Raw genomic sequence first — 25,133 nt, 5'->3', positions numbered from 1 at the left:
CGCCTCGCCCTGCTGTGGAGGACGGGATGGCCGCCGTGGCCGTGGCGGGTCATGATGAGCCCGTGAGTGTTCTCGGGGATCTCGCCACGCCTCCGCCTGCCACCAGGGCCGTCCGGCCGGGGTGGCGTGACCCACGGCTCTGGATCGGTGTCGCCCTGGTGGCCGTGTCCGTCGTCGCGGGTGCCCGGCTGCTCGCTGCCGCCGACGACTCGGTCGCGGTGTGGGCAGCCGCCGACGACCTGGCCGCCGGCCACGAGCTGACCGGCGACGACCTGACCTCGCGTCGGGTCCGGTTCGTGGCCGCCGACGACCTCGCCCGCTACCTCCCGGCCGACGAGGCGCTGCCAGCCGACACCCACCTGCTCCGCGAGGTCGGGGCCGGCGAGCTGGTGCCCCGGACCGCGATCGGCGCCGTGCAACAGACCGGCCTGCTGGCCCTCCCGCTGGCGGTCGAGCCCGCGCTGGTGCCGCCCGGGGTCGAGGTGGGCGCCGTGGTCAACGTCTACGTCAGCGCTGCCGGCCGGTGCTCGGGGTGCGCCGGGCCCGCGCTGGCGGACGTGACCGTCGCGGCGGCGCCGGCACGCGACGAGCTCACCGGGACGCGTCAGCTCGTGGTCAACGTCGAGGAGCGTCAGGCAGACCGCTGGTTCGCCCTGATCTCCGGGCTGGACAGCCCCGTGGTCACCGTCGCGAGCCGGGGCTGATGGTGGTCGTCACCCTGGTGCTGGCCGCCGGCGCGGCCTGGGAGTCCACGGCGCTGGGGCGGCTGGCCGACCGTGCCGACGTGGTCGTGCTCAGGCGGTGCATGGACGTTGCCGAGCTGCTGGCGACGGCGGCCTCCGGGCAGGCCGAGGTCGCGGTCGTGGCGGTCGACGCGCCGGGCCTGGACCGCGGTGCCGTCGACCACCTGCGCGGCCACGGGGTCCGGGTGGTGGCGGTACGCCCCGCCGGGCCGGCCGGTGACGGTGCCGCGACACGGGCGACCCGGATCGGGATCCGGGCCGTCGTGGCCGACGACGAGCTCGACCAGCTCGCCGAGGTGGTCGCCGCGGGGGAGGAGGTCGAGGACGTCGTCGCCCTCGACGAGCCTGCTGCCGACCCGCCGCGGCAGCCCGGCAGGGTGGTCGTGGTGTGGGGCCCGGCCGGGGCGCCCGGCCGCACCACCCTCGCCGTGGGGCTGGCTGCCGAGCTGGCCCGTGAGCGGCGGACGGTGCTCGTGGATGCCGATCCGTACGGCGGCGCGGTGGCGCAGCAGCTCGGGATCGTCGACGAGGTGGCGGGCATCCTCGCGGCCGCCCGCGCGAGCGGGGCCGGCAAGCTGCCGGAGCGCTTCGGCTCCGTGCAGCGCTCCCTCGACCACCGGCTCAGCGTCGTGACCGGCTTGCCACGCCCCGACCGCTGGGTGGAGGTGCGCCCCGGTGTGGTGGAGCAGCTGCTCGAGGTCGCCGCGGGCCACGGCTCGGTCGTCGTCGACACCGGCTTCAGCCTCGAGCGCGACGCCGTCGTCGAGGCCCCGCGACCGGACCGCAACACGATGACGCTCGCGGCCCTGGAGGCGGCCGACGACGTGGTCGTGGTCGGCAGCGCCGACCCGGTGGGCCTGTCGCGGCTGGCCCGTGGTCTCGCCGACCTCCGCGAGCTGACCGGCGCCGCCGGCGTACGCGTGGTCGTCAACCGGATGCGGCCCACGCTGGGCTGGGCCGAGCAGGACATCGCCGGCATGCTGCGCGGAGTCGTCGGCTCCGCCGACCTCCGCTTCTTGCCTGACGACCGGGTCGCGGTCGACCGTGCCCTCGTGGCCGGACGCACCCTGGTCGAGGGCGGCGACTCCGCTCTCGGGCGCGCGATCGCGCGGCTGGCGGCCGACCTCGCACCTCAGGCGGCGAACAGCAGGTAGAGCCCGCCGACGGTGAAGGAGATCATCGCGAACAGCATCGGCAGCTGCCCGGTGAGCTGGTGCTTCTCCGGGAGCACCTTGATGGACCGGTCGTGCGCCGCCACGACGGCGACGACGTGGCCGACCACCACCGCCAGCACCTTGATCGAGGCCAGCAGGGTCGGGTTGTAGGAGAGCCAGGTGATCCGGTCGAGGTCGGCCGTGCCGAGCCAGTCGGCGCCCGTCCCGAGCGGGTCGCTTGCCAGCACGAGGGTGTCCCAGCCGACCTCGAGCAGGTAGTTCACGTAGTGGGCGACGATGTAGCCGACGATGATCGGCACCACCGAGTGCGCCAGCAACCCGGGCAGCTCCCACCGCCCTGCCGCCTCCACCCGCGTGGCGACGCTGGCCCCCGCGATGATGAGTGCCACCGCGGCACAGAAGGCCAGGAGCGCCAGGTTGTTGAGCAGGTACGTCGAGACCGACGTGTCCTGGGTGAAGCGGATCCAGGCCAGGGAGTCGCGGAACGAGTCGAAAGCGGTGCTGCCGAGCAGCACGCCGACCACGGCGACGATGCCGGGCTGCGGCTCGAGCGTGTCGAGGTTGGCCAGCGGGCTCCGGACCACGAGCCGGCCCTCGCGGCGTCCCCACGGCGAGAGCTTGGCGCAGAGCGACGAGTAGACCTCGAAGGGGTCGGCTCGCTCGAAGAAGGTGGTGCCGAACAGCGCGCCGCCCACCAGCATCGCGGCGACGTACACGGCCACCCAGAGCCGCACCGGGCCCAGCTCGGTGCCGAAGGGGTAGACCAGCTCCATCCAGACGAACGAGAAGAGCCCGAGGGCCGCCGGCCAGTGGCCGAGCCAGGTGGGGTAGCGGTAGAGGCCGCGTGCAGGGTCGCTGCCGGAGAGGCGGGCGAAGACGTCGTTGATCGTGCGGACCGGGCTGATCGCCCTCCACACCGGGCCGAGGAGCACCGACAGCGGCACCAGACCGACCCACCACCACACGTAGAACATCCCGAAGACCGGGTTGGTGAGGAGGTCACGTCCGAAGATGGCGGCGAGGCCGAACCAGCCGAGGAACAGCACCCCGATTGCCCGCAGCGCGATGGCGTACGCCGGGTGGTCGACGAGCCGCGCCAGCCAGTCCGGTGCCGGTCGGCCGCTCGTCGTCGCGTCGTAGCGGGGCTTGCGCCAGGCCACGGCCAGCACCGTGAACGACACCACGAGCGCCGCCACGGCACCCGCGATCGCCAGCTCCGCCGGGATGGGCAGGTCCTGCTGCCCGCCCAGCCCGTGGGCGAGCGTCCGCTCCTCGGTCACCTCAGCCGACTTCGAGCTGGAGCACCAGCTGCTCAGGGTCGTGGCGCTCGACGTCGACGACGCCGGGCTGGTCGATCGAGAGGGTCACCGTGGTGGTGCCGGCGGTGTAGTCGATGGTCTGCTCCTCCGGCGCGGAGTGCACGTGGAGCTCGCCGGGCTCGTCGGAGGTGATGACGAGCTCGATCTCCTGGCCCGGCTTCATCTCCACCCGCTCGACCGGTGGTGCGTCATCGCCCTGGAAGTCGAGCTCGATGGTGTCGCCGGAGCCACCCGAGCCCTCCGCGGGCTCGTCCGACCCGCAGCCGGACAGCGCCAGCAGGGTCGCCAGGACCGTCACCAGTAGTGCCACTCGTCGCACGTCGGCATTCCTCTCACGTTCGCGGACCGGACACCAGAGGTGTCGCCTGCTCTGCCAGAATCCCACGTGCACCGATCCGGGGTTCGACAACCCCGGCCGCCCCGGGACAGGAGGAGCATGCATGAGCCAGCGGCTGCGCCCTCGTGACCTCGCGCTCCTGGCGCTGGAGAGCCCGACCAGCCCCATGCACAACGCCACGGTCGAGATCTTCGACCCCGGGGACTCGGCCTTCGACCACGACCGGCTGCTCGAGCTGATCGCCGACCGGATCTCGTTCGTCCCCCGCTACCGCAAGCGGCTCCAGGCGGTCCCCGGTCGGCTCGCCAACCCCACCTGGGTCGACGACTCCGACTTCGACCTCGCCTTCCACGTACGCCGCTCGGCGCTGCCGCGGCCCGGCTCGATGGACCAGCTGCGCGAGCTGGTGGCGCGGATCGTCTCGCGGCCCCTCGACCGCTCCCGGCCCCTGTGGGAGGTCTACTTCGTCGAGGGTCTGGCGGACGGCCGCGTCGCGGTGCTGTCGAAGTCGCACCTGGTGCTGGTCGACGGGGTGGTGACGGTCGACCTCGGCCAGGTCCTCCTCGACGTGAGCAACCAGCCGAAGTCGCTGGGTGGTGACGAGTGGCGTCCCGGCGGCCGCCCGTCCCCGCTGTCGCTCATGGCGGAGGCCGTGCGCGACTCGACCGCCACACCCGGCCTCGTGCTCGACACCGCCCGCAGCAACGGCGCGTCCCTGGTCCGGGCGGTCGGCGAGGTCGCCCACCGCGCCGGCCGGGTCGCGGAGGCGCTCGCCAACCGACGACCGGCTCCGGAGTCGCCGATCACCGGCCAGCTCAGCCAGCAGCGCCGGGTGGTGACCGTCCGCACCGACCTCGTCGACCACCGGCGGGTCCGCGACGCCCATGGCGGGACCGTCAACGACGTCATCCTCGCCACGGTCGCCGGCGCCCTGCGCAGCTGGCTGATGACCCGTGCCGAGTCGCTGGGGGGCATGCGGAAGGTGCGAGCCGTGGCTCCGGTCTCGGTCATCGACGACGAGCTCGAGGCCACGTCGCTCGGCAGCCAGATCGCCGCGCACCTCGTCGAGCTGCCCGTGGGCGAGCCGAGCGCGGTGATGCGCCTCCACCAGGTGTCCTACTCCTTCCAGACCCACCGCGAGACGGGGCGCGGGGTGGCGGCCAACCGCCTGGCCGGGATCGCGGGGTTCGCGCCGGCGACCTTCCACGCGATCGGCTCGCGCGTCGCAGCCGAGGAGCTGCGCCGGGGCTTCCAGCTCAACGTGACCAACGTGCCGGGTCCGCAGTCACCGCTGCACGCGGCGGGGGCGCGGATGGTGGAGACCTACCCGGTCCATCCGCTGCTGCCCGGGCACGCGCTCGCGGTGGGCGTGACCTCCTACGACGGGGCCGTCTTCTATGGCATCACCGCCGACCGCGACCTGCTGCCCGACGCCGACCTCCTGGGTCAGTGCCTGACAGAGGCACTCGACGAGCTGCTCGACACCGTCTCGGGGGCGCGGTCCCGGGCGCCGAGGGGCAGGCGCAAGCAGCCGGGCAAGCGATGACCCGGGTCTACGTCCCCGCGACGATCGCCCTGCTGGCGGAGTGGCACGCTGCCGGGGCGGTGCCCGCCGTCGCGGACCGGGTGGTGGCGTCCCGCGAGGACGAGGACATCGAGTACCACGCGCTGATGGAGGCGGCCGTGACCTCGGCCGGCATGCAGCCGGACGGTGGTCGCCGGGTGGTCGTGGTCGCCGAGGTGGGTCACGGTGAGCTGCTCCTCGAGGTCCCCCTCGACAAGGTGGTCGCCGTGCACTGTGACACCGAGGACCGGTCCGGCGACGCCGATCCGCACCAGGACCTCGGCTGGTACGCGACCCAGGAGATCCCGGACCTGATCTGAGACTCGCAGGCTCCGGGCCGCGGGCTTGCTCAACCTCTCGCCCCACGCCGTGCCCTCCTCCGTCGGGCCCGGCTAGGGTCGGAACATGGACGCCATCACCACGACGCCGGCTCCGGTGAACGAGCCGAACCTGACCTACGCACCCGGTACGCCCGAGCGGGAGACCCTCGTGGAGGAGCTCGCCCGCCAGGAGCGCCGTCAGCACACCTATCGCGCCGTCATCAACGGTCGGAAGCGCAGTGGTGGCGGGGTGGAGATCCCCGTCGTCCAGCCCCACGACCACCAGCACGTGCTGGGCACCCTGAAGAACTCCACGGCGAAGGACGCCGAGGCGGCGATCAAGGCGGCTCGTGACGCCGCGCCGGACTGGCAGCGCCTGCCCTTCGACGACAAGTGCGCGATCATCCTCAAGGCTGCCGACCTGCTCGCCGGCCCGTGGCGACAGCGCCTCAACGCCGCGACGATGCTCGGCCAGTCCAAGACGGCGTTCCAGGCCGAGATCGACGCGGCCTGCGAGCTGATCGACTTCTGGCGGTTCAACGTCCACTACGCCAAACAGATCCACGCCGAGCAGCCGATCGCCAACAGCCCCGGCGTGTGGAACCGGATGGACCACCGTCCGCTCGAGGGCTTCGTCTACGCGATCACGCCGTTCAACTTCACCGCCATCGCCGGCAACCTGCCGACGGCCCCGGCGCTGATGGGCAACACCGTGATCTGGAAGCCCTCGCCGACCCAGCAGCACGCCGCCTCGCTGACGATGGAGCTGCTCGAGGAGGCCGGCATGCCCCCGGGCGTCATCAACATGCTGCCCGGCGACGGCATCGAGGTGTCCAACGTCGCGCTCAACCACCCCGACCTCGCCGGCATCCACTTCACCGGCTCGACGCCCACCTTCCAGTACCTCTGGCGCACCGTCGGCGAGAACCTCACCAGCTACCGCTCCTACCCGCGGATCGTCGGGGAGACCGGTGGCAAGGACTTCATCGTCGTCCACCCGAGTGCCGACCCCGACGTCGCCCGGGTGGCGATGATCCGTGGCGCCTTCGAGTTCCAGGGCCAGAAGTGCTCGGCCGCCTCACGGGCCTACGTCGCCAAGTCGGTGTGGAACAAGATGAAGGACCAGCTCGTCGCCGACACCGACGGACTCGGCATGGGCGACGTCACCGACCTGTCCAACTTCATGGGCGCCGTGATCGACGACCGTGCGTTCGCCAAGCACAAGAAGGCGCTGGGGCGGGTGCGGGCCAACAAGCACCTCACCGTGCTCGCCGGTGGTCAGCTCGACGACTCGGTCGGCTACTTCGTGCGGCCCACCATCGTCCAGTCGACCGACCCGACCGACCAGATGTTCTCCGAGGAGTACTTCGGACCGATCCTGGCGGTCTACGTCTACGACGACGACCGCTTCGAGAAGGTCGTGCACCAGATGGAGTCGTTCGCGCCGTACGCCCTGACCGGCGCGATCATCGCCCAGGACCGCGCTGCGGTCGCCTGGGCGAGCGAGACGCTGCGCTATGCCGCCGGCAACTTCTACGTCAACGACAAGCCGACCGGCGCCGTGGTCGGTCAGCAGCCCTTCGGTGGCGCCCGGGCCAGCGGCACCAACGACAAGGCCGGCGCCATGCAGAACCTGATGCGCTGGACCAGCACCCGGGCCATCAAGGAGAACTTCGTGCCGCCGACCGACCACCGCTACCCGTACATGGACTGAGTCCCCGAGACGACGAGCCGCCCGGACCCCTCGCGGTCCGGGCGGCTCGCTCCGTCGATCGGCAGTGTCTCTCGACACGACCCGCTCGGACCGAGGGGATCCGAGCGGGTCGCGGTGTCTCTGCGCCGGTCAGCTGGGGGGGACCTACTGACCTCCGGGCCGGTTCAGGCGGCCGGCCCGGTTGTTGCCGTTCCGGTTCAGGCGGCCGGTTCGGCGAAGCGCATCGACGGGGCACCCTCTCGATCTGGCGGGACCCACCGTCCCGCTTGCCCGGTGGAACGAGGCGACGTGGCGTGGGTCACGCTCCGTCCCCCGGTTGTCTAGACCTGCCCGCCCGTCTCGATCCGCTCTCCGTTGTCGAACGGCCGCGTCCTCGGGATGTCCGGCCGGTGCGAGGATGGAGTGGTGACCCCGCTCCACCTCGGTGCCCTGCACCCCTACGAACAGGCGCTGACGCTGGTGCTGGCGTTCGGGCCCTTCGTGGCGCTGGGGATCGTGATCTGGCGCCGCCGGCGCGAGGAAGCGTCGGACGCGTCCGGGCAGCCCGACGACGTCAGTCACGCGTCGGAGGAGCCCGTCGACCGCTGACCTCGCAGTGGCCAGTCTGGCACGGGGACGAGCTCGTCCTACGTCCGGCGGTTGAACCTGATCGATCCGTCAGGCAGACGGCGGTGGAGGTGGCCGGGGTCGTGGATCCGCCTGTGGTGGAAGCCGCACAGCGGGACCATGTCGCCGAGGTCGGTGCGGCCGCCTCGGCTCCACGGGGTGGCGTGGTGGAGCTCGGTCCAGGCGTAGGGCACGTCGCACCCATCGGCGGCGCAGCTGGTGTGTCGGGTGGCGCCGGCGACGCGTTGGGCTTCGGTGAAGAGGCGTTGGCTGCGGCCGAGGTCGAGCGGCTGGGACGCACCGTTCAGAACTGCGGGCACGAGTCCGGCCTGGCAGGCCAAGCGGCGCGCCTGCCCGGCGGAGACCAGGTCGCCGGTGTCGAGGCCGGCGGCCTTGAGCCGGTCGGTGAGGCTGTCCGCGTCGAGGGTGACCACGACGGTGGCGGCGACCTTGCCGTGGAGCCGGTCGGTGGGCAGGTGCTCCAGCAGCTGCGTGAACGCCAGTCCCCGCTCGTGGGCCCAGTCGCGGTCACGAGTCTGGTCGCCGGCTTGGGCGGTGGTGGCACCGAGCCGCCCGCGGCGTGGCGCGGTGAGGGAGTCGAGGACCTTCCGCAGGATCGACCCCGCGAGCAGGGGGACGGTGAAGTGGCCGGACAGGGTGCCGTCGCCGTTGTCGTGCAGCGTCAGCCGGGTCTTCGCCACCGCGGCGGACTCCTCCTCGACCAGCTGGGCGTCCTCGTGGGCGTCCACGGTGGCGGGGTCGGGTTCGACGGCGGCCAGCGCGCGGCGGGCCAGGCGGCGCAGCTGAGTCGGGTCGACCCGGCGGGCCTGCTCGACCAGACGGTCTTCCACGCGGGCGCGCTGGTCACCGGTGAGGTGGCGGGGCAGGCGGGAGGCGGCCTGCGCGATCACGGCGGCGTGCTCAGTCGAGACCTCCCGGGCGGCCGCGGCGGTGCCGGTCCGGGTCTGCCGGGACAACCACGCACCGGTCGAGGCGCACCGTGCATCCTCGGCCACGGTGGACCGCTCCGCGGCCGCGAGCAACCGGAGCTTGATCGCCGCCATCCGGTGCAGCGCCCGCTCCCACTCCGCGACCGTCGCGGCGAGCTGGTCGGCGGGCACGCCGTCGGCGTCCACGTGGTCAAGGGCCTCGTGCACCGCCGCGGCCACCGCGGCCGGATGACCGGGTGGAGGAGGCGCGAGCTCGACGACCAGTGACATACCAACCACGCTATTCGAACACGTGATCGAGAGCCATGCCCGCCGCCGAGGGTGTGCACGAGCGTGACCGAAGCCCCGCCTGTGGACACCTGTTGGCCCATCGCGGCCGGGCCGCTGCGCCAGGTCTCGCTGGGGCTGGCGTCAGGCCGGGGTGCCGCGTTCCGTCGCCTCGGCCACCGTGGCAGACCCGGACCGCGACGCTCGTTGGCCCCAGCGGAGCACGGCCACGCCGAGGAGGATCAGCGCCACGGCTCCCGCGTCCAGGAGACCCAGCGGCTCCCCGACGAGCCACCAGCCGATCGCCAACGCGACGACGGGAGGGATGTAGGTGGAGCTCGACGCCGTCACCGCACCCAGGATGTCCACGATCACGTAGTAGAGGATGTAGGCGACGCCCGTGCCGAGCAGGCCCAGGCCCACCACCACGCCGAGCAGCGCACGAGGGTCCTCCGACAGGGCCGCGATCCCCTGCAGGTCGGTGGCCACCAGCAGCGTCGGCAGCGCCAGGCCGATCTGGTAGGTCGTGAGTGCAGCCGGAGCGATCCGCAACGGGGAGACGAAGCGCTTCGCATAGACGAAGGACGCCCCCACGCTGGCGGAGCCCAGGAGCATGAAGAGCACGCCGAGAGGGTCGACCACGCCGGCTGCCTCCCACGGCCGTGCGATCAGCAGGACGCCGCCGAACCCGACGACCACGCCCAGGAAGCGTCGCGGAGTCACGTGCTCGCTGCGCAGGAAGATGGCGGCGGCCAGGAAGGTGAACAGCGGGATGGCGCCGCTGAGTGCCCCGGCGATCCCCGACGGCAGCACCGACGTCCCGGCTGCGAAGGCGTAGTAGTAGAGGGACGTCGCCAGGACGGACATCACGACGAAGTGGTGGAGGTGGCGCAGGTGCCACCAGGCGAACGCCCTGCGGAGGAGTGCGTAGGCGAGTACCGGGACGAAGCCGAAGACGACCCGGAGCAGCGTGATCTGGCCGGCGGAGATGCTCTCGGACGCCCACTTCATGAAGATGAAGTTGCTGCCCCAGACCACGCCGAGCACCACGAACGCGATGCCGGCAGGTCGGAGCACTGCGCGAGTGTGGCACGGGGCCCGGCCTGCTGGCGGTGCGTGCCGGGGGTCGGACGGAGACCCGCTCCTAGCGTGCGAGCCACTTCCGGCCGACGGCGTTCTCGGCCCTCAGTGCCTTGACCAGCAGGTCGCTGATCAGTCCCTCGAGCTTGCCGCCGACCAGGGGGATGCCGACCTTGACGGTCAGGTCGACCGTCTCGGTGGTCGTGCCGTCCGACTCGCTCAGCGTGGCCGTACCGACCATGTCGCCCGGCTTGCCCGGGATGGTGACCTCGATGTCGGCGTGCTCGCGACTCGTCCAGGTCTCGGACTGGACGATCTGGATCTCCTCGCCGACGAACTTCGCCGCGAAGGCCGGGATGCCGGTGGCCGCCTGCACCTGGTCGATCCGCACCTCGAGGCCGGCGTCGGTCTCCTCGATGGTCACCTCGGACCGCAGCACGGCCTGGTAGTCACAGACTTCGCGCCTGAACGCCGGGTCCGCCAGCATCGCGGCAACCTCCGACAGGGGTGCGTCGTAGGTGAGCTCGTGCACGATCCGCTTGGCCATCCGGTGATCTCCTCTGTGTCGCGACGTCCGCGGGGCCATCATGGCGGACCTCCGGGACACGGCCCGCGGCGCGTGCCCACCCCGTGTTGTCGGAGGGGGAGGGGAGTCCTAGTGTCGGGGACGTGGCAACGACGCTCGACGAGGAGAAGTTCGCACTGCTGAGCGAGGCCGCTGAGCAGCCAGACCACGAGGCCGGTGACGGCCAGGGTGCCGGTCCGCTGGTGCGTGCCTACTACCGCAACGTCGCGGCCGAGGACGTCTGCGAGCGGAGCGTCGAGGACCTCTACGGCGCCCTCGACTCCCATCTCGAGCTGGCCCGTACGCGGCCGCAGGGGACCGCCCAGGTCCGGGTGCTGACACCCGGCCAGGACCAGGGGTGGTCGGCGGCCGGCCACTCGGTCGTCCAGGTGGTCACCGACGACATGCCCTTCCTCGTCGACTCGCTGACCATGGAGCTCACCCAGCAGGACTACGACGTCCGCGTGGTCATCCACCCCCAGATGGACGTGATGCGTGACATCACCGGGGAGCTTCGCTCCGTCACCGGTGTCGAGGACGGCTCGGTGGCCGTCGCCGAGGGGGCGATCCGCGAGTCGTGGATGCAGGTCGAGATCTCGCGGGTGCGCACCGCCGAGGAGGCCCAGGCCCTCGAGGGCGCGCTCCAGCGCGTCCTCACCGACGTGCGGGTGGCGGTGGAGGACTGGTCGAAGATGCACGCCACCGCGCTGCAGATCGTCGACGAGCTCGAGGAAAACCCGACCCCGCTCGACGGTGACGAGGTCGCACAGGGTCAGGACCTGCTCCGCTGGCTGGCCCAGGACCACTTCACGTTCCTGGGCTACCGGGAGTACCGCCTCGAGAGCGACGGCGAGGACGAGGTGCTGCGAGCCGTGCCCGGCACCGGCCTGGGGATCCTCCGCTTCGACCAGGACATGTCCACCTCGTTCGGCAAGCTGCCACCTGCGGTGAAGGCGAAGGCACACGAGAGGACGCTGCTGGTGCTGGCCAAGGCCAACTCCCGCGCGACCGTGCACCGGCCGGCCTACCTGGACTACGTCGGGGTCAAGACGTTCGACGAGTCCGGCGAGGTCGTGGGGGAGCGCCGCTTCCTGGGGCTCTTCTCCAGCGCCGCCTACACCGAGTCGGTCCTCCGGATCCCGCTGCTGCGCGACAAGGCCCGCGAGGTCCAGAAGCGCGCTGGCTTCGACTCCCGCAGCCACGCCGGCAAGGCGCTCCTCGACACGCTCGAGAACTTCCCCCGCGACGAGCTGTTCCAGACCCCGATCGACGACCTGGCACCGGTGGCGGTCGCGGTCATGCACGCGCGCGAGCGCCGTCAGCTCAAGGTGTTCCTCCGCAAGGACGCCTACGACCGCTACGTCTCCGCTCTGGTCTACCTGCCGCGCGACCGCTACAACACCAGCGTCCGGGAGAAGTTCGCCGAGATCCTCAAGACCGAGTTCGGCGGCGAGACGGTCGAGTTCTCGGTCCGGATGGGTGAGTCGACCACGGCCAACGTCCACTTCGTCGTGCACCCCCCGAAGGGCCAGGGGATCCGCGACGTCGACACCGCCGAGCTCGAGCGGCGGCTCGCCGAGGTCTCCCGCTCCTGGCGCGAGGACTTCATGGTCGCGGCGATGGGGGAGTTCGGCGACGACCGCGGCGCCGACCTCGCCCAGCAGTACGTCGGCTCCTTCCCCGAGGCCTACAAGGAGGACTTCCCTCCGGCCATCGCCGCCGCCGACATCGCGCTGCTCGAGGAGCTCGGTGACGAAGGGATCGACCTGCGTCTCTACCCCAAGTCGGGCGGCCAGCCGCTCGAGGGACGGCTCAAGGTGTTCCGCACCGGTCACCACCTGTCGCTGTCCGAGCTGCTGCCGATGATCTCCTCCATGGGGGTCGAGGTCGTCGACGAGCGCCCCTACCAGCTCGACGGCCTCGACCGTCCCACCTTCATCTACGAGTTCGGGCTGCGCTACCGCGAGCCCGTCGAGGGCGACGACCCGGAACGCTTCGGGGAGGCGCTGCGCGCGGTCTGGGACGGTCGCAACGAGATCGACGGCTTCAACCGGCTGGTCCTCGAGGGCGACCTGACCTGGCGGCAGGCGACCCTGCTCCGCGCGTACGCGAAGTACATGCGGCAGGGCAACAGCCCCTTCGCCCAGGACACGATCGAGGAGGCGGTGATCGGCAACGTCGACATCACCCTGCTCCTGGTGCGCCTCTTCGAGACCCGGTTCGACCCCGGCCGCAACGGCCTCCCCGCCGACGCGGAGGCGCGGACCTCACGGACGGAGGCGCTGGAGGAGAAGCTCCAGCGGGCCCTCGACGACGTCGTGAGCCTCGACCACGACCGGATCCTGCGCTTCTACCTCACGCACATCAAGGCCACGCTGCGCACCAACTACTTCCAGCAGGACGACGCCGGGTCGCCCCACCCCTACATGTCCTTCAAGCTCGAGCCCTCGGCGATCCCCGAGCTGCCCGAGCCGCGCCCCTCCTACGAGATCTACGTCTACTCACCCCGGGTCGAGGGCGTGCACCTCCGCTTCGGCGCGGTCGCCCGCGGTGGCCTGCGCTGGTCGGACCGGCGCGACGACTTCCGCACCGAGGTCCTGGGCCTGGTCAAGGCGCAGATGGTCAAGAACACCGTCATCGTGCCGGTCGGCGCCAAGGGCGGCTTCTACTGCAAGCAGCTGCCCGACCCGGGCGACCGCGAGGCGTGGCTGGCCGAGGGCGTGGCCTGCTACAAGACGTTCATCTCCGGTCTGCTCGACATCACCGACAACCTCGTCGACGGCGAGAACGTGCCGCCGGAGCGCGTGGTCCGCCACGACGGCGACGACTCCTACCTGGTGGTCGCCGCCGACAAGGGCACGGCCACCTTCTCCGACATCGCCAACGGCGTCGCCCAGGACTACGGCTTCTGGCTCGGCGACGCCTTCGCCTCCGGCGGCTCGGTCGGCTACGACCACAAGGCCATGGGCATCACCGCCCGCGGCGCCTGGGTCTCGGTCCAGCGGCACTTCCGCGAGCGGGGCATCGACTGCCAGACCGAGGACTTCACCGCCGTCGGCATCGGCGACATGTCCGGTGACGTGTTCGGCAACGGCATGCTCTGCTCCGAGCACATCCGGCTGGTGGCCGCCTTCGACCACCGCGACATCTTCCTGGACCCCGACCCCGACGCGGCCACGTCGTACGCCGAGCGCAAGCGGCTCTTCGACCTGCCGCGCTCCAGCTGGCAGGACTACGACACCGACCTGATCTCCGAGGGTGGCGGCGTCTGGTCGCGGTCGGTCAAGTCGGTGCCGATCAGCGCCCAGGCCCGGGAGGCCCTGGGGCTCGAGGACGACGTCACCAAGCTGACGCCGGCCGAGCTGATGAGGGCGATCCTGCTCGCCCCGGTCGACCTGCTCTGGAACGGCGGCATCGGAACCTACGTCAAGTCCTCCGACGAGAGCCACGCCGACGCCGGCGACAAGGCCAACGACGCCATCCGCGTCGACGGCCGCGACCTGCGGGTCGCGTGCGTCGGCGAGGGCGGCAACCTCGGGCTGACCCAGCGTGGCCGGATCGAGTACGCCGCCCGCGAGGGTCGCATCAACACCGACTTCATCGACAACTCGGCCGGCGTCGACACCTCCGACCACGAGGTCAACATCAAGATCCTGCTCGACCGCGTCGTCGCCGCCGGCGACCTCACCGAGGAGCGGCGCAACACCCTGCTGGCGGAGATGACCGACGAGGTCGCCGACCTGGTGCTCCGCGACAACTACGAGCAGAACCTCGCGCTGGCCAACGCCGTCGCCCACGCGCCCTCGCTGCTGCACGTCCACGAGGACTGGATGAAGCGGCTGGAGCGTCAGGGGGTCCTCAACCGCGAGCTCGAGGCGCTGCCGACGAGCCGGCAGGTGCGGCGACGGCTCGAGCGCGGCGAGGCGCTCACGGTGCCGGAGCTGTCGGTGCTGATGTCCTTCACCAAGATCGTGCTGGCCGACGAGCTGCTCGCCTCGGACCTGCCCGACGACCCCTACCTCGACATCGACCTGCGGGCGTACTTCCCGCACCCGGTGCAGGAGGGCTTCCCCGATCAGGTCGCCGAGCACCCGCTGCGTCGCGAGATCATCGTGACCCAGGTCGTCAACGACCTCGTCAACGGCGCCGGCATGACCTACGTGCCCCGCCTGGCCGAGGAGACGGGGGCCAGCGCCGCCGAGCTCACCCGGGCCAACTTCGTGGCGCGCGAGATCTTCGGCTCGCTGCCGCTGCGTGACGAGCTCCAGCGCTGGGACAACAAGCTGGACGCGCAGGTCCAGACCCGGATGCGGATCCAGATGCGGACGCTCGTCGAGCGCGCCTCCCGGTGGCTGGTCAACAACCGTCGTGCACCCCTCGACAGCCAGGCGACGGTCGACCACTTCAGCGGGCCGGTCCAGGCGCTGATGGGGCGGCTCCCGGAGCTGATGTCCGGGCGCGAGCTCGACAGCCTGCTGGCCCGTCGCGACGCGCTCGTCCAGCACGGCGTGCCGGAGGAGCTGGCCACACGCGTGGCCGGACTCGACCCCGCGATCGCGCTGCTCGGCGTCGTCGAGACCGCCACCCGGGACGGTCTGGATCCCGCCGACGTGGCCAAGGTGCACTTCGCGCTCGGGGAGCGGCTCGGCCTGCCGTTGCTGATGCAGCAGATCTTCGCGCTGCCGCGCGAGGACCGGTGGCAGACGATGGCCCGCGCGGCGATCCGGGACGACCTGCACGCCGTGCACACCCAGCTCACGGCGCGGGTGCTCGAGGCGACGTCGGCCGACGAGTCGGCTGCCGCACGGATCACGAGCTGGGAGGACGCCGACGAGGTCGGGATCACCCGGGCCACGGCCACCCTGCAGGAGATCTGCTCCGAGGAGGACGCCGATCTCGCCCGGCTCTCGGTCGGTCTGCGCGTCGTGCGCGGACTGCTCCAGGGCTGAGGCGTGGGCGACACCGACCCCGGGCACGAACCCGGCGCCGCCGAGACCGCGCGGCGGATCGCGAGCGGCCGGGCGAGCGCGCGCGAGGTGACCGCTGCCGCGCTGGCCCGGATCGCCGAACGGGACCATGACCTCAACGCGTTCTCCGTGGTCCTCGAGCGGTCGGCCACGGCCGAGGCGGCCGCGCGCGACGCCGCCCTGGTCGACGGGGCCGAGCCCGGCCCGCTCCACGGCGTACCCGTGGCGATCAAGGAGGAGCTCGACGTCGCCGGCTGCGTGACCACCTTCGGGGGGCGCGGCAACAGCCGGCCCGTGGCCGAGGACGGCGAGGTGGTGCGCCGGCTGCGCGAGGCAGGTGCCGTCGTCGTCGGCAAGACCACGATGCCCGAGTTCGGGGCCTGGCCCTACACCGAGTCCGACGACCGCGGGATCACCCGCAACCCGTGGGACCGCACGCGCACGCCGGGCGGCTCCAGCGGCGGTACGGCGGTGGCGGTCTCCTCCGGCATGGTGCCGGTGGGTCTCGGCGGCGACGGTGGCGGCTCGATCAGGATCCCCAGCGCCTGCTGCGGGCTCTTCGGCCTCAAGCCGCAGCGCGGCCGTGTCACGACGGCGCCCCACCCCCACCTGTGGTGGTCGCTCGGCACGGTCGGTCCGCTGGCCCGCTCGGTCCTCGACAGTGCCGTGGTCTACGACGTCATCCGCGGCTCGACCGACACCGACCTCCACCGCGCCGGGAGGACGGGGTCGTTCGTGGCGGCCGCACGGCGCGAGCCCGGACGGCTGCGCATCGGCTGGACGACACGGCCCGTCACGCCGGGGGTGAGGCCCGATCCGCAGCACGTCCAGGCGGTGGCCGACACCGTCCGGCTGCTGGCCGAGCTCGGGCACGACGTCGTGGAGGTCGACCCCGGCTACCCCGACCCGACAGCGGCCTTCGTGCCCCAGTTCTTCGGGGGCATCCGCGCGGAGGCCGAGGCGGTCGAGCACTACGAACGACTCGAGCGGCGGACGCGCCAGACCTACCGCCTCGGCTCCTGGGTGACGCCCCGGGTGCTCGACAAGGCGATGCGGATGACCGAGACGGTGTCGGAGAAGGCCAACCGGGTCTTCGACCGCGTGGACGTCCTGCTCACCCCCGTCACGGCGCACCGGCCGCCCACGACGGGCGTCCTGGTGGGGGCGAGGACGCCGGCCGGTGCGGCGCTGAGGTCCCTGCCGGCCATCGCCTACGCCGCGCTGTGGAACGTGGCGGGCAACCCCGCCGCCTCGGTGCCGCGCGGGATCGGCGTCGACCAGTTGCCCCTCGCGGTGCAGCTCGTGGGCCCGACCGACGGGGAGGAGCGGCTGCTGAGCCTGTCCGCCCAGCTCGAGGCAGCCGACCCGTGGCCGCTGCTGGCCCCGGCTCAGCCGCGGTGAGGGCACGACACCCGCAGACCGGTCCTTGAGGGGTGCAGCCCGGGCACGACAGGGTGGGCGCATGGGAGGGGCCATCGAGGTCAGCGAGCTGACCATCGCGTACGGAAGCCTGCGCGCCGTCGACGGCGTCAGCTTCGAGGTCGGCGAGGGCGAGTTCTTCGGGATCCTGGGTCCCAACGGCGCGGGCAAGACCACGACCCTCGAGCTGGTCGAGGGGTTGAGGAGACCCGACTCGGGCAGCGTGCGGGTGCTGGGGGAGTCGCCGTGGCCCCGCAACCCCCGGCTGCTGCCGCGGATCGGGGTGCAGCTGCAGGCGTCCTCGTTCTTCGAGCGGCTCACGGCGCGCGAGCAGATCCACACCTTCGCCTCGCTCTACGGCGTCCCCGTGGCCGAAGCCGACCGGTGGCTGGAGCAGGTCGGTCTGGTCGACAAGGCCGACACCCGCGTCGAGGACCTGTCCGGTGGCCAGTCGCAGCGGCTCTCCATCGCCTGCGCGCTCGTGCACGATCCCGAGCTGGTGTTCCTCGACGAGCCCACGGCGTCCCTGGACCCGCAGGCGCGTCGCAACCTGTGGGACCTGCTGACCGACATCAACCGCAGCGGCCGCACGGTGGTGCTCACGACGCACTACATGGACGAGGCGGAGGCGCTCTGCGACCGCGTGGCGATCATGGACCACGGCCGGATCCTGGAGCTCGACACGCCGCGACGGCTGGTGCAGGGACTGGACGCGCCGACCCACATCACCACCGCGGACGGCGAGACGGTCGAGACCCGGGAGCCCACCCGGGTGCTCGCGCGCCTGGCCCAGGAGCAGAAGCTCGACGGCGTCTCGGTCCGCACCGGCACCCTCGAGGACGTCTTCCTCTCCCTGACCGGGCGGGAGTACCGCGCATGAGTCGAGGTCGCCACACCGCCTTCTGGTCGCTCTCGGTGGCGATCGTCCGCGGCTTCTACCGCGACCGGGCGTCGGTCTTCTTCGCGCTGGTGTTCCCGCTGATGTTCCTCGTCCTCTTCGGCGGCATCTTCGCCGACCAGACCCAGAGCCGGATCACGATGGCCCAGGTGGGCGAGGTCAGCCTGTTCGAGGACCTCCCACCGGGCGCGCAGGAGGCGTTCGCGGAGACCTTCGAGGTCGAGCGGCACGACGACCTCGGTGCGGCGATCGAGGCGGTGCGGGAGGGTGACGTCGACGTGGCCGTCACGGGCGAGGACGGTGAGGTGGTCGCCCACGTCACCCAGACCGACCAGGTCAAGGCCGCGGTGGTGCAGGGGACGCTCCGCGCGTTCGTCGACGGCGCGAACGTCGCCGCGACCGGGCAGCCGCCGGCGTACTCGCTGCGCACCGACGCCGTGGAGGACGAGAGCCTCGACACCATCCAGTTCGTCACCCCCGGGCTGCTCGGCTGGGCGGTCGCCATGAGCGCGGCCTTCGGCGCCGCCGCGACGCTGCAGGGCTGGCGGCAGAGCAAGCTGCTCCGCCGACTCCAGCTCGCTCCGGTGCGGACCGGCACGGTGGTGGGCGCACGGGTGACCGTGACGATCGTCATCGCGCTGGTGCAGATGGCGATCTTCCTGGGCCTCGGCACGGCGGTGTTCGGGCTGCAGCTCGGCGGCTCCTGGTGGGCGGGCGTGCCGCTGCTCGTGGTCGGCACCCTGTGCTTCATGGCGGTCGGCCTCCTCGCGGGGGCGGTCGCGAAGTCGGTGGAGGGTGCCGTCAACATGGCCAACTTCCTGGTGCTGCCGATGGCCTTCCTCAGCGGCTCGTTCTTCCCCCTCGACGGCGCCCCCGGATGGCTGCAGGCGGTGGCCGACCTGCTGCCGCTGCACTGGCTCAACGAGGGGATGCTGGACGTGCTGGTCCGCGGTGAGGGGCCGACGGCCGTGCTCGTGCCGATGGCCGTCCTGGCGGCGTTCGCGACGGTCGTGACGCTCGTGGCCGCGCGACTCTTCCAGTGGGAGACCCACTGAGTCGCCGACGACGGGGGACGGGCTCGTAGAGTCTGGCCCTACCCACCCGCCGACGGACCGGGCCGCCGGCCAGCACGGAAGGACCCCGCATGGCACCGGACCGCGGCCCGCTGGCCGACGTCGTCGTCGTCGACCTCTCGCGCGCCCTGGCGGGGCCGCACGCGACCCAGATGCTCGGCGACCTCGGGGCCCGCGTCATCAAGGTGGAGGCGCCCGGCCACGGTGACGACAGCCGCGGCTGGGGACCGCCCTTCGTGGGCGAGCCGCGCCAGTCGACGTACTTCATGTCCGCCAACCGCAACAAGGAGTCCATCGCGCTGGACCTCAAGGCGGAGGCGGACCGGACGCTCCTCCTGGAGCTCGTCGACCGCGCCGACGTGCTGGTCGAGAACTTCCGCACCGGTGTGCTGGAGCGGCTGGGGCTGGGCGTGGCGGAGCTGCAGCAGCGGAACCCACGACTGGTCGTGCTGTCGATCACGGGGTTCGGCCACGACGGTCCCGAGGGTGGCCGGGCCGGCTACGACCAGATCGCCCAGGGCGAGGCCGGGCTGATGTCCCTGACCGGCTCCGGACCCGAGGACCCGCAGAAGGTAGGGGTGCCGGTGGCCGACCTGCTCGCCGGGATGTACGGCGCCTACGGCGTCGTCGCCGCGCTGCACGAGCGCCACCGCACCGGTCGCGGCTCGGTCGTCCGGACCTCGCTGCTGGCCGCGACCGTCGGCGTGCACGCGTTCCAGGGCACCCGCTGGACCGTCGGCGGCCAGGTCGGCCGGGCGCAGGGCAACCACCACCCGGCCATCGCGCCCTACGGTCTCTTCCACTGCCGCGACGGAGCCGTCCAGATCGCCGTCGGCAGCGAGGGGCTGTGGCGGCGGCTGTGCGACGGCTTCGGGCTCGACCCGGCCGCCGACGGTCTGGCCACCAACGCCGAGCGGGTGGCGCACCACCCGCAGCTGGTCGCCACGGTCGAGGCGGCCTTCGCCGACCACGACGCCGAGCCGCTGCTCGCGCGGCTCTCCGAGCTCGGCATCCCGGCCGGCAAGGTCCGGACGCTGGACGAGGTCTACACGTGGGACCAGGTGGCGAGCCAGGGGCTGCTCGTCGACGTGGAGCACCCGACCCTCGGCACCCTGTCCCTGCCGGGCCCACCGCTGCGGTTCTTCGACCCCGACGGCACCGAGGTGACCCGGCGCGACCACGCGGCACCCCCGCTGCTCGACCAGCACGCCGACGACCTCCGGGCGTGGCTCGAGGCGCCGGAGTGACGCGCCGCTGGACCGCCCGCGAGCTGCTCGACCTGGTGCTCGACCCGGGCACCTTCGAGTCGTGGGACGAGCCGATCGACCTGGCGGCCTACGACGCGGACTACCGGGCCGCGCTGGAGGAGGCGGCCGAGCGGTCCGGCACCGACGAGTCGGTCCTGACGGGTCGGGGGCTGGTCCGCGGCCGGCCGGTCTGCGTCCTGGCCAACGAGTTCGGCTTCCTGGCCGGGTCCATCGGACGGGCCGCCGCCGACCGCATCACCTCCGCCGTCCACCGCGCGACACGGGAGCGACTGCCGGTGCTGGCGAGCACGGCCTCGGGCGGAACGCGCATGCAGGAGGGCACCCCGGCGTTCGTCCGCATGATCGAGATCTCCCGCGCGCTGATGGCGCACCGGTTGGCCGGGCTGCCCTACCTGGTGCACCTGCGGCACCCCACCACCGGTGGTGTCTACGCCTCGTGGGGGTCACTGGGCCACGTCACCGTCGCCGAACCGGGCGCGCTGGTGGGGTTCCTCGGGCCGAAGGTCTACGAAGCGCTGCACGGCCGGCCGTTCCGCCCCGGGGTGCAGACCGCGGAGAACCTGGCCGCGTCGGGGGTCATCGACGGGGTGGTGCCGGCCGAGGAGCTCCCGACACTGGTCGACCTCGCGCTCGGCGTGCTCGTCGACCCGCCGACGCCGGCCAGGCTGCCCCGGCGTACCGACACCCGCGAGGTGGGGGACGTCGCGGCCTGGGACTCGATCGAGGCGACGCGGGCCCCGGAGCGTGCGGGCATCCGCGAGCTCCTGGCCCACGGCGCCACCGGCACCGTCCAGCTGCGCGGCACCGACGAGGGCGAGCGCGACTCCACGCTGCTGGTGGCGCTGACGCGCCTCGACGGGCAGCCGTGCGTCGTGGTCGGCCAGGACCGCAGCCGCCAGACGCCGAGCCACGCCATGGGTCCCGGCGCGCTCCGTGAGGCCCGGCGCGGGATGCGGCTGGCCCAGGAGCTGGGGCTGCCGCTGGTGGCGGTCATCGACACCCCCGGCGCCGAGCTGTCGCCGCGGGCGGAGGAGCGTGCCATCGCCGGCGAGATCGCCCGCTGCCTGGCGCGGCTGAGCTCGCTGACCGTGCCGACCGTCTCGGTGCTGCTGGGGCAGGGGTGCGGTGGTGGGGCGCTCGCGCTGCTGCCCGCACAGCGGGTGATCGCGACCGAGAACGCGTGGCTCTCGCCGCTGCCGCCCGAGGGTGCGAGCGTGATCGTGCACGGCGACACCGAGCACGCCGCGGAGATGGCCACCCGCCAGCGGGTCCGTGCTGCCGACCTCCACGCCGACGGCACCGTCCACCACGTCGTCCCGGAGGTCGCGGGCGAGTCAGCCGCCGACCTGGCCGTCGCGGTGGCGGCCGAGATCGCCGCACAGCTCCGCGACCTCACCGCGCCGGCGCCGTAGCGCCGACTCGGTCAGCGGTCAGCTGGCCTTCTTCTTCGCGGCCTTCTTGGCCGTCGACTTCTTGGTGGTCTTCTTGGCCGGCTTCTTCTTCTCCGACTCCTCGGCCGGCTCCTCGCCGCGGGCGGTCTTGGCGGCCTCCACCGACTTCTGCAGCGCGGCCAGCAGGTCGACCACCTCGCCGGAGGACTTCGTCGACGTCGGGGTGCGCTTGATCTCGCCCCCCTCGATCTTGGCCTTGACCAGCTCCTGGACGGCCTCGGCGTAGTCGTCCTCGAACTCCGAGGCGTCGAAGTCACCGGCGAGGGTCTCCACGAGCATGTTGGCCATCGTGACCTCGGCGTCCTTGACCTCGCCGACCTCGACGCTGAAGTCGGGGGTGCGGATCTCGTCGGGCCACATCATCGTCTGCAGCACGATCACGTCGTCCTTCACCCGCAGCACCGCCACGGTCGTGCGCTGGCGCAGCGCCACCGTCACCACCGCCATCCGGTCGGCCTCGAGCAGCGCCTGGCGCAGCAGCGCGTAGGGCTTGGCGCCGGTCTTCTCCGGCTCGAGGTAGTAGGACTTCTCCAGCAGCATGGGGTCGATCTGGTCGCGCGGCACGAACTTCTCCACCGCGATCTCACGGGAGGAGGTCACGGGCAGGTCGGCCATGTCGTCGTCGGTGAGGATGACCATCTCGCCGTCCTCGGTCTCGTACCCCTTGGCGATGTCGGCGTAGGCCACCTCCTCGCCGTCGATCGAGCAGATCCGCTGGTACTTGATCCGCCCCCCGTCCTTGGCGTGCACCTGGCGGAAGGAGACGTCGTGGGACTCGGTGGCGGAGTAGAGCTTGACGGGCACGTTGACCAGCCCGAACGACACCGAGCCCTTCCAGATCGCACGCATGTGACGAGGGTAGCCGGGTGTGACGCGCGAGGTCGTCCCGCAGACGGCGTACGGCGCTCCCCCGCCCGCCCCTGCCCGACCCTGCCCGCACTGCCTGCCGCTGCGTGTCCCGGCGCGCGCGGCCTACGCTTGCCGCGTGTTCCTGGAGAACCTCGTCTTCGACGCGACGGATCCCCGCCGGCTGGGCCGGTTCTGGGAGGCGGTCGTCGGCGGCCACGTGCTGACCGACCAGCCGGGGATCTACGAGACCAGGCTGGCGGTGCCCGAGGGCCCCGTGCTCGACCTCTGCTTCCAGCCGGTGCCGAACCCGCCGAGCGAGCCGGTCCGTCTCCACGTCGACGTCCTCGGCGGCGAGCGCCAGACCGAGGAGGTCGAGCGGCTCCTCGGGCTCGGCGCCAGCCACCTCGACATCGGGCAGGGCGACGTGCCGTGGGTGGTGCTCGCCGACCCGGAGGGCAATCCGTTCTGCGTGATGGAGGAGCGGGAGGCCTACGTCGACACCGGCCCCATCGCCGCCCTCCCGCTCGACTCCGCCGACCCGGAACGCGACGCAGAGTTCTGGTCGTGGCTCACCGGCTGGACCGCCGCACCGGGGGTGGCCGACCAGAGCCTGCGCCACCCGAGCCGGCGCGGGCCGCTGCTCGAGCTCTGCCCCGAGCCTCAGCCCAAGGCGGCCGCGAAGAACCGGCTCCACCTCGACGTGCGGCTCGAGGTGAGCGACGACGCCGACGTGGTGGCGGCGGGCATCACCGAGCGCGGCGGCCGCGAGCAGTTCCACCCCGAGTGGGGCGAGCTCCCGTGGCGGCTCTTCGCCGACCCCTCGGGCAACGAGTTCTGCGTGCTCCCCGCCCGTGCCTGACGCCTCCCCACGATGATGGCCGCCATGCGCCCCATGCTCGCGACCACCACGGACACCACGCCCACGGGTGAGGAGTGGGTCCACGAGGTGAAGTGGGACGGGGTGCGGGTGCTGGTCGACGTCACCGACGGCGTGGCCCGGATGTACAGCCGCAACGGCAACGTGGTGACGGCCGCCTGGCCCGACCTCAGCACGCCGCCTCTCGGCGGCCGTGACCTGCTCGTCGACGGCGAGGTGATCGCGCTCAACGACCGGGGGATCCCCGACTTCCGGGTGCTGCAGCACCGGATGCACGTCCGGAAGGCGGCCGAGGCGCTCCGGCTCGCCGAGCGCATCCCGGCGACGCTGATGGTCTTCGACCTGCTGCGCCTCGACGGCGAGGACCTCACCGCTCGACCGCTGGCCGAGCGCCGGCAGCTGCTGGAGGACCTCGGCCTCAGCGGCTGGCAGGTGCCGGCGACGTACGCCGACGGGCAGATGCTCTGGGACGCGACCCGCGAGCAGGGGCTGGAGGGTGTGGTCAGCAAGCGGCTGTCCTCGCGCTACCGCTTCGACACGCGCAGCCGTGACTGGCTCAAGCGGGCCCACCGCCACCGCGCCTCCTTCGTGGTGGGCGGCTGGCGTCCGCAGGTCGACACGACCGACCGGCTGGCGGCGGTGCTCGTGGGTGAGCCGACGGCCGAGGGGCTGATGTACCGCGGCCGGGTCGGCAGCGGACTCACGGGTGCGACCGCCCGGGCCCTGCAGGAGCTGCTCGTCCCCCTCGCGACGACGGGGAGCCCGTTCGCCGACGAGGTGCCGCGCGTCGACGCCACGGGGACCCACTGGGTGGAGCCGGTCGTCGTGGTCGACGTCGACACCCACGGCCTCGGCTACGATCGCCTGCGCCAGCCGTCGTTCCAGGGGGTCAGGTCCGACCTCGCCCCGGAGGATCTCTCGTGAAGCTGCTGATCTCGCTCGTCCTGGCCACCACCGTCCTCGCCGTCACCCCGGCAGCCGCCACCGACCGGGCCGTCAACCACAGCGCCACCGATCAGACGGCGACGAGTCGGCCCTGGACCGGTGCCCCGGCGGCGACGGGGAGGAAGAAGACCGTGCGGCTCGACGGGGTCACCGTGCGGCTGCGCAGGAACACCCGGCAGGCGGTCACGGTCAACCGCACCCGAGGTCACCACGCCCGGGTCACGTTCTGGCGGGTCAAGCGGGGGCAGTGGCACGCGGTGTGGCGTGCCCACGACGGGCGGATCGGCTACAACGGCCTGGTCCGCCCGCGCCAGCGGGTGCAGGGCTCGGGCAGGACGCCGCTCGGCACGTACCGGCTGCCGTGGGCCTTCGGGATGGGCGCGAAGCGGCCGTCCTGGGACCCGAGCTACCACCGGGTGCGCGGCGGCGACTACTGGGTGCTCGACAACGAGTCCGCCCACTACAACCGCTTCCGGACCAGGGCGCAGGGCGGCTTCCGGTGGTGGCTGGGACCCGGCCACCCCGACGCGAGCGAGCGGCTCGCGGACTACCCGCGGCAGTACGAGTTCTCGGTCGTCACCAGCTTCAACGCCCGACAGGTGCGTCACCGCGGCGGCGCGATCTTCCTGCACGTGAACGGCGACGGCGCGACCGCCGGGTGTGTGAGCGCTCCGCGGTGGTTCCTGCGCAGGGTGATGGGCCGGCTCGACCAGGACCGCGTCCCCGTCATCGCGATCGGGCGGTGA

General features: G+C 72.4%; 21 protein-coding genes. 15 read left to right on the top strand and 6 right to left on the bottom strand.

Annotation, left to right across the window (positions count from 1 at the left end):
- The first annotated feature begins 62 nt into the window (after window positions 1-62).
- Together K6T13_RS13415 and K6T13_RS13410 are read left to right on the top strand one after the other, a co-directional pair.
- Window positions 63-704, top strand: coding sequence for a hypothetical protein (locus K6T13_RS13415; RefSeq protein ID WP_222895054.1), 642 nt, complete (start codon window positions 63-65; stop codon window positions 702-704).
- Complete coding sequence (locus tag K6T13_RS13410; RefSeq protein WP_222895053.1) at window positions 704-1,897, top strand: CpaE/TadZ family protein; 1,194 nt, start codon at window positions 704-706, stop codon at window positions 1,895-1,897. The genes K6T13_RS13415 and K6T13_RS13410 overlap by 1 nt, the downstream gene beginning before the upstream one ends.
- Here K6T13_RS13410 and K6T13_RS13405 read toward each other — a convergent pair.
- Both K6T13_RS13405 and K6T13_RS13400 read right to left on the bottom strand, forming a co-directional pair.
- Window positions 1,876-3,198 (bottom strand): hypothetical protein, encoded by a 1,323-nt coding sequence (locus K6T13_RS13405; protein WP_222895052.1) that lies wholly within the window; start codon window positions 3,196-3,198, stop codon window positions 1,876-1,878. The two genes, K6T13_RS13410 and K6T13_RS13405, sit on opposite strands and share 22 nt — an antisense overlap.
- A gap of 1 nt (window position 3,199) precedes the next feature.
- Window positions 3,200-3,547 carry a hypothetical protein gene (locus K6T13_RS13400; RefSeq protein WP_249423787.1) on the bottom strand — a complete coding sequence of 116 codons (348 nt, stop codon included), beginning with the start codon at window positions 3,545-3,547 and terminating at the stop codon, window positions 3,200-3,202.
- Between the two features lie 130 nt (window positions 3,548-3,677).
- Between K6T13_RS13400 and K6T13_RS13395 the strand changes: the two genes are divergently transcribed.
- The 4 genes from K6T13_RS13395 (at window position 3,678) to K6T13_RS13380 (ending at window position 7,760) form a co-directional block, all read left to right on the top strand.
- Entirely contained in the window at window positions 3,678-5,120 is a 1,443-nt protein-coding gene (locus K6T13_RS13395; RefSeq protein ID WP_222895050.1) for a WS/DGAT/MGAT family O-acyltransferase, read from the top strand.
- Entirely contained in the window at window positions 5,117-5,458 is a 342-nt protein-coding gene (locus K6T13_RS13390; RefSeq protein WP_222895049.1) for a DUF6912 family protein, read from the top strand. The genes K6T13_RS13395 and K6T13_RS13390 overlap by 4 nt, the downstream gene beginning before the upstream one ends.
- Window positions 5,459-5,543: 85 nt before the next feature.
- On the top strand, window positions 5,544-7,172 hold the full coding sequence (pruA, locus tag K6T13_RS13385) for an L-glutamate gamma-semialdehyde dehydrogenase (RefSeq protein WP_222895048.1): 1,629 nt from the start codon (window positions 5,544-5,546) through the stop codon (window positions 7,170-7,172).
- Window positions 7,173-7,577: 405 nt separating this feature from the next.
- Window positions 7,578-7,760, top strand: a complete 183-nt coding sequence (locus K6T13_RS13380; RefSeq protein ID WP_222895047.1) for a hypothetical protein — start codon at window positions 7,578-7,580, stop codon at window positions 7,758-7,760.
- 38 nt (window positions 7,761-7,798) lie between these two features.
- Here K6T13_RS13380 and K6T13_RS13375 read toward each other — a convergent pair whose 3' ends face one another.
- The 3 genes from K6T13_RS13375 to K6T13_RS13365 all read right to left on the bottom strand — a co-directional run bounded on the left by K6T13_RS13375 (window position 7,799) and on the right by K6T13_RS13365 (window position 10,622).
- Complete coding sequence (locus K6T13_RS13375; protein WP_222895046.1) at window positions 7,799-8,998, bottom strand: HNH endonuclease signature motif containing protein; 1,200 nt, start codon at window positions 8,996-8,998, stop codon at window positions 7,799-7,801.
- Between the two features lie 141 nt (window positions 8,999-9,139).
- Entirely contained in the window at window positions 9,140-10,072 is a 933-nt protein-coding gene (locus tag K6T13_RS13370) for a DMT family transporter (protein WP_249423786.1), read from the bottom strand.
- Between the two features lie 67 nt (window positions 10,073-10,139).
- Window positions 10,140-10,622: a DUF2505 domain-containing protein gene (locus K6T13_RS13365; RefSeq protein ID WP_222895045.1), complete on the bottom strand. Its 483-nt coding sequence runs from the start codon at window positions 10,620-10,622 to the stop codon at window positions 10,140-10,142.
- Between the two features lie 122 nt (window positions 10,623-10,744).
- On the opposite strand from K6T13_RS13365, the gene K6T13_RS13360 reads away from it, so the two are divergent.
- The 6 genes from K6T13_RS13360 (at window position 10,745) to K6T13_RS13335 (ending at window position 21,677) form a co-directional block, all read left to right on the top strand.
- A complete protein-coding gene (locus tag K6T13_RS13360) occupies window positions 10,745-15,589 on the top strand; it encodes an NAD-glutamate dehydrogenase (RefSeq protein WP_222895044.1) in 4,845 nt (1,614 codons plus the stop codon).
- Between the two features lie 3 nt (window positions 15,590-15,592).
- Window positions 15,593-17,008: an amidase gene (locus tag K6T13_RS13355; RefSeq protein WP_222895043.1), complete on the top strand. Its 1,416-nt coding sequence runs from the start codon at window positions 15,593-15,595 to the stop codon at window positions 17,006-17,008.
- A 61-nt stretch (window positions 17,009-17,069) separates the two neighbouring features.
- On the top strand, window positions 17,070-17,906 hold the full coding sequence (locus K6T13_RS13350) for an ABC transporter ATP-binding protein (protein ID WP_222895042.1): 837 nt from the start codon (window positions 17,070-17,072) through the stop codon (window positions 17,904-17,906).
- The gene (locus K6T13_RS13345) at window positions 17,903-18,979 is read left to right on the top strand and encodes an ABC transporter permease (RefSeq protein ID WP_222895041.1); all 1,077 of its coding nucleotides are present in this window, start codon (window positions 17,903-17,905) and stop codon (window positions 18,977-18,979) included. Before K6T13_RS13350 ends, K6T13_RS13345 begins: the two co-directional genes overlap by 4 nt.
- Window positions 18,980-19,068: 89 nt before the next feature.
- The gene (locus K6T13_RS13340) at window positions 19,069-20,244 is read left to right on the top strand and encodes a CaiB/BaiF CoA transferase family protein (RefSeq protein WP_222895040.1); all 1,176 of its coding nucleotides are present in this window, start codon (window positions 19,069-19,071) and stop codon (window positions 20,242-20,244) included.
- Window positions 20,241-21,677, top strand: coding sequence for a carboxyl transferase domain-containing protein (locus K6T13_RS13335; protein WP_222895039.1), 1,437 nt, complete (start codon window positions 20,241-20,243; stop codon window positions 21,675-21,677). The genes K6T13_RS13340 and K6T13_RS13335 overlap by 4 nt, the downstream gene beginning before the upstream one ends.
- An 18-nt stretch (window positions 21,678-21,695) precedes the next feature.
- On the opposite strand, the gene ku is transcribed toward K6T13_RS13335, so the two are convergent.
- Window positions 21,696-22,565 (bottom strand): non-homologous end joining protein Ku, encoded by an 870-nt coding sequence (ku, locus tag K6T13_RS13330; RefSeq protein WP_222895038.1) that lies wholly within the window; start codon window positions 22,563-22,565, stop codon window positions 21,696-21,698.
- A gap of 136 nt (window positions 22,566-22,701) precedes the next feature.
- Between ku and K6T13_RS13325 the strand changes: the two genes are divergently transcribed.
- From K6T13_RS13325 to K6T13_RS13315, 3 genes are read left to right on the top strand one after another with little or no spacing between them, the layout of a single operon-like run.
- Window positions 22,702-23,424 carry a VOC family protein gene (locus K6T13_RS13325; RefSeq protein WP_222895037.1) on the top strand — a complete coding sequence of 241 codons (723 nt, stop codon included), beginning with the start codon at window positions 22,702-22,704 and terminating at the stop codon, window positions 23,422-23,424.
- 24 nt (window positions 23,425-23,448) lie between these two features.
- A complete protein-coding gene (gene ligD, locus K6T13_RS13320) occupies window positions 23,449-24,366 on the top strand; it encodes a non-homologous end-joining DNA ligase (protein WP_249423785.1) in 918 nt (305 codons plus the stop codon).
- Entirely contained in the window at window positions 24,363-25,133 is a 771-nt protein-coding gene (locus K6T13_RS13315; protein ID WP_222895036.1) for a L,D-transpeptidase family protein, read from the top strand. The genes ligD and K6T13_RS13315 overlap by 4 nt, the downstream gene beginning before the upstream one ends.

The organism is Nocardioides coralli (genome assembly GCF_019880385.1).
GTDB lineage: Bacteria > Actinomycetota > Actinomycetes > Propionibacteriales > Nocardioidaceae > Nocardioides > Nocardioides coralli.
The sequence above is the reverse complement of the archived record's forward strand: the minus strand, read 5'-3'. Positions and strand labels throughout refer to the sequence as shown.

Excerpts from the sequence above, each read along its gene's own strand:
- K6T13_RS13410 (WP_222895053.1), top strand. The coding sequence starts at position 704 with ATGGTGGTCGTCACCCTGGTGCTGGCCGCCGGCGCGGCCTGGGAGTCC.
- K6T13_RS13395 (WP_222895050.1), top strand. The coding sequence starts at position 3,678 with ATGAGCCAGCGGCTGCGCCCTCGTGACCTCGCGCTCCTGGCGCTGGAG.
- K6T13_RS13390 (WP_222895049.1), top strand. The coding sequence starts at position 5,117 with ATGACCCGGGTCTACGTCCCCGCGACGATCGCCCTGCTGGCGGAGTGG.
- pruA (WP_222895048.1), top strand. The coding sequence starts at position 5,544 with ATGGACGCCATCACCACGACGCCGGCTCCGGTGAACGAGCCGAACCTG.
- K6T13_RS13375 (WP_222895046.1), bottom strand. The coding sequence starts at position 8,998 with ATGTCACTGGTCGTCGAGCTCGCGCCTCCTCCACCCGGTCATCCGGCC.
- K6T13_RS13365 (WP_222895045.1), bottom strand. The coding sequence starts at position 10,622 with ATGGCCAAGCGGATCGTGCACGAGCTCACCTACGACGCACCCCTGTCG.
- K6T13_RS13350 (WP_222895042.1), top strand. The coding sequence starts at position 17,070 with ATGGGAGGGGCCATCGAGGTCAGCGAGCTGACCATCGCGTACGGAAGC.
- K6T13_RS13345 (WP_222895041.1), top strand. The coding sequence starts at position 17,903 with ATGAGTCGAGGTCGCCACACCGCCTTCTGGTCGCTCTCGGTGGCGATC.
- K6T13_RS13340 (WP_222895040.1), top strand. The coding sequence starts at position 19,069 with ATGGCACCGGACCGCGGCCCGCTGGCCGACGTCGTCGTCGTCGACCTC.
- ku (WP_222895038.1), bottom strand. The coding sequence starts at position 22,565 with ATGCGTGCGATCTGGAAGGGCTCGGTGTCGTTCGGGCTGGTCAACGTG.
- ligD (WP_249423785.1), top strand. The coding sequence starts at position 23,449 with ATGCGCCCCATGCTCGCGACCACCACGGACACCACGCCCACGGGTGAG.